The sequence below is a fragment of the Micromonospora sp. KC721 genome, from assembly GCF_004348355.1.
Classification (GTDB): Bacteria; Actinomycetota; Actinomycetes; order Mycobacteriales; family Micromonosporaceae; genus Micromonospora.
In genome coordinates, this window is sequence record NZ_SMJY01000265.1 from 1 (window position 1) to 6,760 (window position 6,760).

A 6,760-nucleotide genomic window follows, 5' to 3' on the forward strand; every position below is an offset into this window, starting at 1 on the left:
CCCCCCACACCGCCGACCGGTGGCGGCCCCTGCGACATCTACGCCTCGGGCGGCACCCCCTGCGTCGCCGCGCACAGCACCGTACGGGCGCTCTTCAGCGCCTACAACGGCAACCTCTACCAGGTTCGCCGCTCGTCCGACAACACGACCCGGAACATCGGCGTCCTGGCCGCGGGCGGCTCCGCCAACGCGGCGGCCCAGGATACGTTCTGTGCCGGCACCACCTGCGTCATCACCGTGGTCTTCGACCAGTCCGGCAGAGGAAACGACCTGTGGTACCAGGGGTCGAGCGTGGTCCCCGGCTCCACCCAGAGCCGTCCGGCGATCGCGACCTCCGAATCGCTGACCGTCGGCGGCAACAAGGCCTACTCCCTCTACATCAACCCCGGTAACAGCTACTGGCGGGACGGCCACCTGACCGGTGTGCCGACCGGCAGTGCGCCCGAGGGCATGTACATGGTGACCAGCGGCACCCACGTCAACAACGGCTGCTGCTTCGACTACGGCAACAGCGAGACGACCCGATCGGCCGACGCCGCCGGAGCGATGGACGCCATCAACTTCAGCACCCAGTGCTGGTTCGGCGGATGCTCCGGTACCGGACCCTGGGTCCAGGCCGACCTGGAATGGGGGCTCTACTCCGGCGGCAGCCAGACCTGGAACCCCAACCAGCGCTCCTTCACCAGCAAGTTCGTCACGGCGACCCTGAAGAACAACGGGACGTCCCGCTTCGCCATCAAGGGCAGCAACGCCCAGTCCGGCAGCCTCTACACGCTCTATGACGGAGCTCTTCCTCCCGGGTACAGCCCGATGAAGAAGCAGGGCGCGATCATCCTCGGCAGCGGCGGGGACTGCTGCAAACCGGGCGGCGGCGCCAACCTCAGCGCCGGCACCTTCTACGAAGGGGCGATGGTCGCGGGCTATCCGTCCGACGCGACCGAGAACGCGGTGCAGGCCAACATCGTCGCGGCCGGCTACCGCTGAACCCACGCCGGACACCACCTCCACCTCCAGAGAACGGAGCAACACATGCCACAGGGCACCCATCGGCACCGATGGCGTCTACTGGTCGCCATCGCCACCACAGCCGTACTGGCCAGCGCCGGTGTCGCCGGCTTCCGCCTGGCGTCCGCGGCGGCGGACGCCGTCCCCCTGGCGGCGACGGCCGGATGCGGCAAGGCCCCGGGCCTGAACAGTGGCACGCACACGATCCAGAGCGGCGGCAAGTCTCGTAGCTTCATCCTGCGAGTTCCCGCCAGCTACAACAACAGCAACCCGTACCGGTTGATCTTCGCGTTCCACTGGCGGGGCGGCACCATGAACGACGTCGCCACTGGCGGGAGCAGCGGAAGCGCCTGGGCCTACTACGGAATGCAGGAACAGTCGAACAACAGTGCGATCCTCGTCGCGCCGCAGGGCCTCGGCAACGGCTGGCCCAACTCCGGCGGCGAAGACATCACGTTCGTCGACGACATGGTCCGATTGATCGACAACGCGCTCTGTGTCGACACGGCGCAGCGCTTCGCCATGGGTTTCAGCTACGGGGGAGGCATGAGCTACGCCATCGCGTGCGCTCGGGCCAACGTCTTCCGAGCGGTCGCCGTCTACGCCGGCGCGCAGCTGAGCGGGTGCAGCGGCGGCAACCAGCCGATCGCGTACTTCGGGATCCACGGCATCTCGGACAACGTTCTCAACATCTCTCAGGGGCGTTCGCTGCGTGACAGATTCGTGCGCAACAACGGCTGTGCCGCCCAGAACCCGCGCGAACCGTCACCGGGCAGCAGGACGCACATCACTACCGCCTACTCGTGCCGGGCGGGATACCCGGTGCAGTGGGCCGCGTTCGACGGAGGCCACGGGCCAGGCCCGGTGGACGGCTGCTCCGGCTGTGAGGACGGCGTCCGGACCTGGACCAAGGCAGAGGTGTGGCGGTTCTTCGCGCAGTTCCAGGGCACGAACCCGACGCCGAACCCGACCACCCCGACGCCGGACCCGACCACCCCGACGCCGGGCCCGAACGGTAACCGGCTGCGCGGTGAGGCCTCCGGTCGCTGCCTGGACATCAGCGGGGCTTCCTCCGCCAACGGCGCACAGGCACAGATCTGGGACTGCCACACCGGCGCGAACCAGCAGTTCACCCAGAACGCAGCCACCCTGCAGACCATGGGCAAATGCCTGGACGTCGCATCCAACGCCCCCGCCGGCACCCGGGTGCAGATCTGGGACTGCCACGGCGGCGCCAACCAGCAGTGGAACCACAACAGCAACGGCACGATCAGCAACACCCAGACCGGCCTGTGCCTGGACGTCAACAGCGGCGGCACCGCCAACGGCACCGCGGTCATCGTCTGGAACTGCCACGGCGGCACCAACCAACGCTGGACACGAGCGTAACGGTGGCCGGATGAGGGCGGTTTCCCGCGGTGCCCGCCGGGCCGCCCTCACGTCAGCCCGCAAACCCCGACGACCGGCCCGCGGCATTGCCGCGGGCCGGTCCGCTTTCGGTCACCGCCGCCAATGACCAACGACAGATCGCCGCGTGCGCTCGGCTCGACCGGGATCACAGCGCTCGACCCGCCTACGCCGCCCGCTACACTCCTGGCCACCAGGGCTGGGCTTCCTGGCCGGCCTGCTGGATCAACTGGGCCAGGCGGGCGCTCGCCACGGGCCCGAGTTGGTCGGCGGGACCGGCCTTGACCTTCGACGCGAGCAAGCGCGCCCAGGCACCAGAGTGAGCCTTGTCGAATGCGGCAATCTCATCTGGGGTGGCGTCCACGGTAAGAAAGCCCCATCGTCCAACGTCGACCAGGTTGCCCACCTGCCGGTGGAGTGCCGCCCGCCGGGCACGCAGATCCAGGTCGTCGGGGTAGGCGGCAGTCAGGCTCGCCAGGCGCTGCATCGCGGGGCGGTAGTGCCCGAGATGCAACTCGGGGGGGACGATCTCCTTGAAGAGGATCAGCTGTTCACGGGCTTTGCCGATGAGTGGACGTGGTGGTCGTTGCTCAGACGGTGTTCGCAAGCGGCGAAGGGTTGAGCCTGGCGAAGCCTTCCTGCCGCTGGTAGGGGAAGTACGGGTAAGGCGCGGTGCGGGTGCTGGCAGTGTCGAGCCGGGCTGCCTGTTCGGGTGTGAGTGACCAGCCGACAGCGTCGATGTTCTGCCGCAGTTGTGCCTCGTTTCGGGCGCCGATGATGACGGTGGCTACCGTGGGCCGTCGCAGTAGCCAGTTGACCGCGATTTGTGGCACTGCCCGGCCGGTCTCGCGGGACAGGTCTTGGAGGACGTCTACGACGCGGAACAGGTGCTCGTCGTCGACCGGCGGGCCGTAGGCGGCGGTGGCGTGCAGTCGGCTCGTGGGGGGTGGCGGTGTGTCGCGGCTGATTTTGCCGGTGAGTCGTCCCCAGCCCAGTGGGCTCCACACCACGGCTCCGACGCCTTGGTCGAGTCCCAATGGCAGCAGTTCCCACTCGTAGTCCCGACCAACGAGCGAGTAGTAGACCTGGTGTGCCACGTACCGGGGGCGGTGGTCCCGGTCGGCTGCGGCGAGGGACTTCATGAGCTGCCAGCCGGCGAAGTTGGAGACGCCGAGATAGCGGATCTTCCCGTCTCGTACCAGGTCGTCCAGTGTCGCTAGGACCTCTTCGACGGGTGTTGCGGCGTCGAAGGCATGCAGCTGAAACAGGTCGATGTGGTCGGTACCGAGTCGGCGAAGAGCCGCCTCGACTGATCGGATGAGTCGCGCGCGTGAGGTTCCCGCGTCGTTGGGTCCGTCGCCGGTCGGCAGGCCACTCTTGGTCGAGATCATGACGGCGTCGCGTCGGCCTTTGATCGCCTGTCCCAGCACCTCCTCAGACGCGCCGTCGGAGTACACGTCTGCTGTGTCGAACATGCTTATCCCGGCGTCCAGACAGATGTCCACGAGGCGTCTTGCCTCGCGCGCGTCCGTGTTGCCCCAGGCGCCGAAGAGCGGTCCGGCACCGCCGAAGGTGCCGGCGCCGAAGCTGAGGACGGGCACGGTGAGCCCGGAGGCCCCAAGTCGTCGGTACTCCACGATGACAACCTTTCGTTAAGGGAACCACGGTTCCGTTAATGCATCAGCTACGCTAGCAGCCATCAGCAGTTAAGGGAACTGGAGACCCGTTATGGTCGTCGGTGTGACCCGACCCGGAGGACGGACCGCCCGGGTCCGCGCCGCCGTGCTACGAGCTGCCGGTGACGCACTCGTCGAGCACGGCTTCGACCGCCTCGACCTCACCGACGTGGCGCGCCGCGCCGAGGTGGGCAAGACAACGGTCTACCGCCGCTGGGGTACGGCCGCCGGCCTCGTCGCCGACCTACTGACGGACATGGCCGAGCAGTCACTGCCGCGGACCGACACCGGATCACTGATCGAGGATCTGCGCGCCAATGCCCGGCTCGTGCAGCGCACCCTGGTCGACCCGCGTCAGGGTGCGCTGTTCCGGGCGGTCATCGTCGCCGCGACCTGCGACCCCCGTGCCGCCGAGGCTCTCCATCGCTTCTACGCCGTCCGGATCGCCGAGTGGGTCCCCTGCGTGGAGCAGGCTGTGCGGCGGGGGGAACTGCCTTCGGGCACGGACCCGGCCGAGGTGATCCGCGCCGTCTCCGCACCGCTCTACTACCGCCTGCTCGTCAGCGGAGATCCTATCGACAGGGCCACGGCAGACCGGGCCGCCGAGGCGGCAGCGGCAGCCGCCCACGCCGGCGTCTACACGCCCACGAGCAGTCCCAACTGACGACGGCGCCCATCCGGATCTGCCCACGAGTGGTGCGCGGGTAGCGAGCTACAGCCCAGTAGCCAGCGCATCTGGGGCCAGGGCGCTGCAGTCGCGTGGGCTCGCACCGTCCTCGCTACTCACATGATGCCTGTGGTGGCGTCGCACCTGCGGCTTTGAGCAGCGCTTCCGTCTCGGAGTGGCCGCCTCGGACGGCCCATTCGAGGGGCGACAGTCCGCTGCCGCGGTCTTCGCGGAGGGTCGGATCTGCGCCCTGTTCGAGGAGTTCGCGGACGGCATCGTCGTGTCCCCACGCTGCCGCTCCCGTCAAGGGTGTCCCTTCCTCGCCGCGCCCACTCTCGACATTCGGGTCTGCGCCGGCATCCAAGAGGATCCGCACCGCCGCACGCCCGTTGTGCACCGCGGCCAGGTAGAGGGGCGTGGTGCCGTCACGGTCTGCCGCATTCGGGTCTGCCCCGGCACGCAACAGCGCAAGCACGGTCGGGAGATCGTCACGCAGCAGCGACTCCATCAGGCGGGCGGTGAGCTTCTTGCGCTGTCGGACGTTCACCAACATCAGAATAGACAGTCCGGGCTCTTCACGAGCATTCCAACGGCACGGCTCCCGGGCGTCCGCTCATGCCACAGACCGCGCGCTACTCAGCGTCACGACAACCGGATCAAGCCCGTTCCAGATCAGTGTGCGGTCGAGCGGTTCGTGGCGGCGGGCTTGGGTCGAGCGTCCCTCGGCCACGTTGGTGCCTGGCATCCGTACTTCGCGGTGCGCGACGGTGATCCAGGCTCCGCGCCGCCGGCGGCAGTAGTTGAGCTCCCGTCGGCGACGCGGCGCGTGCTTCTCTCGGTGAAGGGCGGTGCGCGTGGCCCACCTCGTGTCAACGGCGTGAACACGACCGGAAAGTAGCCGCCCCTGATGCGTACGGGCTCGCGGTGCTCAGGCATGTCTACCGAGCCGGCTCGGCCTGGTCAGCCGACTCGGCCTGCCCGCCGCAGAACACTTCGTTGACGAGCCTCTGCGTTGCCTTCTGGAACGCCTCGGCCAGGGACATTGCGGCGTCGTCAACATAGTTCAGCGCGGCGGTCAGGATCCTACTGCCGTCGAGCGTGCTGTACATCAGTGCCGCGTGGCCGGCGAAGCCGCCGTTGTGGGTGATGATGCTGCCGCCGTTCTCGCCGGCGTCCTGCACGAAAACCCCCAGGCCATAGCCGGCCTTGGGATGCGGCTTGCACATCTCGGCCAGCAGCGGGGCCGGGAGGAGCTTGCCGCCGGTCAGTGCCGAGATGAACGTGTGGAGGTCCTGGGTGGTCGAGATCATGTCACCACCGCTGGAGATCCAGGCGGGGTTCTGGCGGGTGACGTCGACGGTCTTCTGCTGGCCGGTGTCCTCGTACCGGTAGTAGGCGTGGGCGTGCGGCTCGGGGATCTCCGGCGAGGCGTCCGGCAGCACAGTGTCCGACAGGCCGAGCGGGCCCAGAATCAGCCGCTGCATCTCCTCGGCGAGCGGCCGGCCGGTGACCTTCTCGATCAGCAGCCTGGCCAGCACGTAGTTGGTGTTCGAGTAGCTCCAGTCCGTCCCCGGCTCGAACCGCGCCGGCTTGGACAACGCCAGCCGCACAAGGTCCTCCGGCCGGTAGGCCGTGAACCGGCTGTCGACCCATTCATCGCTCAACGGGGTACTCGGCGCGGGAATCCCCGGCACGAACCTTCCGTCGTCGTAGTACTCGCCCGTGAAGTTGAACACCCCGCTGGTGTGCTGCAACAGCATCCGCACCGTGATGCGCTCGTCCAGCCCGAACTCGGGCAGGTAGTCCGCTGCCGGGTGGTCCAGCCCGATCTTGCCCTCGGCCACCAGTTGCAGCATCAGGGTCGCGGTGAAGGTCTTGCGACCTTGTGCGCAGTAGTTGATGGGTTGAGTCTGCGTGTTTCACCAGGTCAGACCGGCCGACTTGTCGGAAACGAGGCTGGCGATGGCGGCGATGGTTTCGGGCAGCAACTCGCGGCGGCCGGTGA

Annotated in this window: 7 protein-coding genes; 3 read left to right on the forward strand and 4 right to left on the reverse strand. The window is 68.1% G+C overall.

The genetic code is table 11. The features are described from left to right. Positions 1-984: arabinofuranosidase catalytic domain-containing protein (locus tag E1182_RS28120; protein WP_132270756.1), on the forward strand; the 984-nt coding region annotated here is incomplete at its 5' end. Positions 985-1,029: 45 nt separating this feature from the next. Then, positions 1,030-2,394: a ricin-type beta-trefoil lectin domain protein gene (locus tag E1182_RS28125; protein WP_207921547.1), complete on the forward strand. Its 1,365-nt coding sequence runs from the start codon at positions 1,030-1,032 to the stop codon at positions 2,392-2,394. A gap of 196 nt (positions 2,395-2,590) precedes the next feature. Here E1182_RS28125 and E1182_RS28130 read toward each other — a convergent pair whose 3' ends face one another. Both E1182_RS28130 and E1182_RS28135 read right to left on the reverse strand, forming a co-directional pair. Continuing rightward, positions 2,591-3,019: a DUF6584 family protein gene (locus E1182_RS28130; RefSeq protein WP_132270757.1), complete on the reverse strand. Its 429-nt coding sequence runs from the start codon at positions 3,017-3,019 to the stop codon at positions 2,591-2,593. Beyond that, positions 3,003-4,049, reverse strand: coding sequence for an aldo/keto reductase (locus E1182_RS28135; protein ID WP_132270758.1), 1,047 nt, complete (start codon positions 4,047-4,049; stop codon positions 3,003-3,005). Before E1182_RS28135 ends, E1182_RS28130 begins: the two co-directional genes overlap by 17 nt. A gap of 103 nt (positions 4,050-4,152) precedes the next feature. On the opposite strand from E1182_RS28135, the gene E1182_RS28140 reads away from it, so the two are divergent. Then, entirely contained in the window at positions 4,153-4,752 is a 600-nt protein-coding gene (locus tag E1182_RS28140) for a TetR/AcrR family transcriptional regulator (protein ID WP_243706464.1), read from the forward strand. A gap of 115 nt (positions 4,753-4,867) precedes the next feature. Here E1182_RS28140 and E1182_RS28145 read toward each other — a convergent pair whose 3' ends face one another. Together E1182_RS28145 and E1182_RS28150 are read right to left on the reverse strand one after the other, a co-directional pair. Next, complete coding sequence (locus E1182_RS28145) at positions 4,868-5,302, reverse strand: ankyrin repeat domain-containing protein (protein WP_132270760.1); 435 nt, start codon at positions 5,300-5,302, stop codon at positions 4,868-4,870. A gap of 391 nt (positions 5,303-5,693) precedes the next feature. Further along, a complete protein-coding gene (locus E1182_RS28150; RefSeq protein WP_132270761.1) occupies positions 5,694-6,656 on the reverse strand; it encodes a serine hydrolase in 963 nt (320 codons plus the stop codon). Between the last annotated feature and the right edge of the window lie 104 nt (positions 6,657-6,760).

What these genes read in the sequence shown, in the direction of transcription:
- E1182_RS28125 (WP_207921547.1), top strand. Translation starts at nt 1,030, where the DNA reads ATGCCACAGGGCACCCATCGGCACCGATGGCGTCTACTGGTCGCCATC.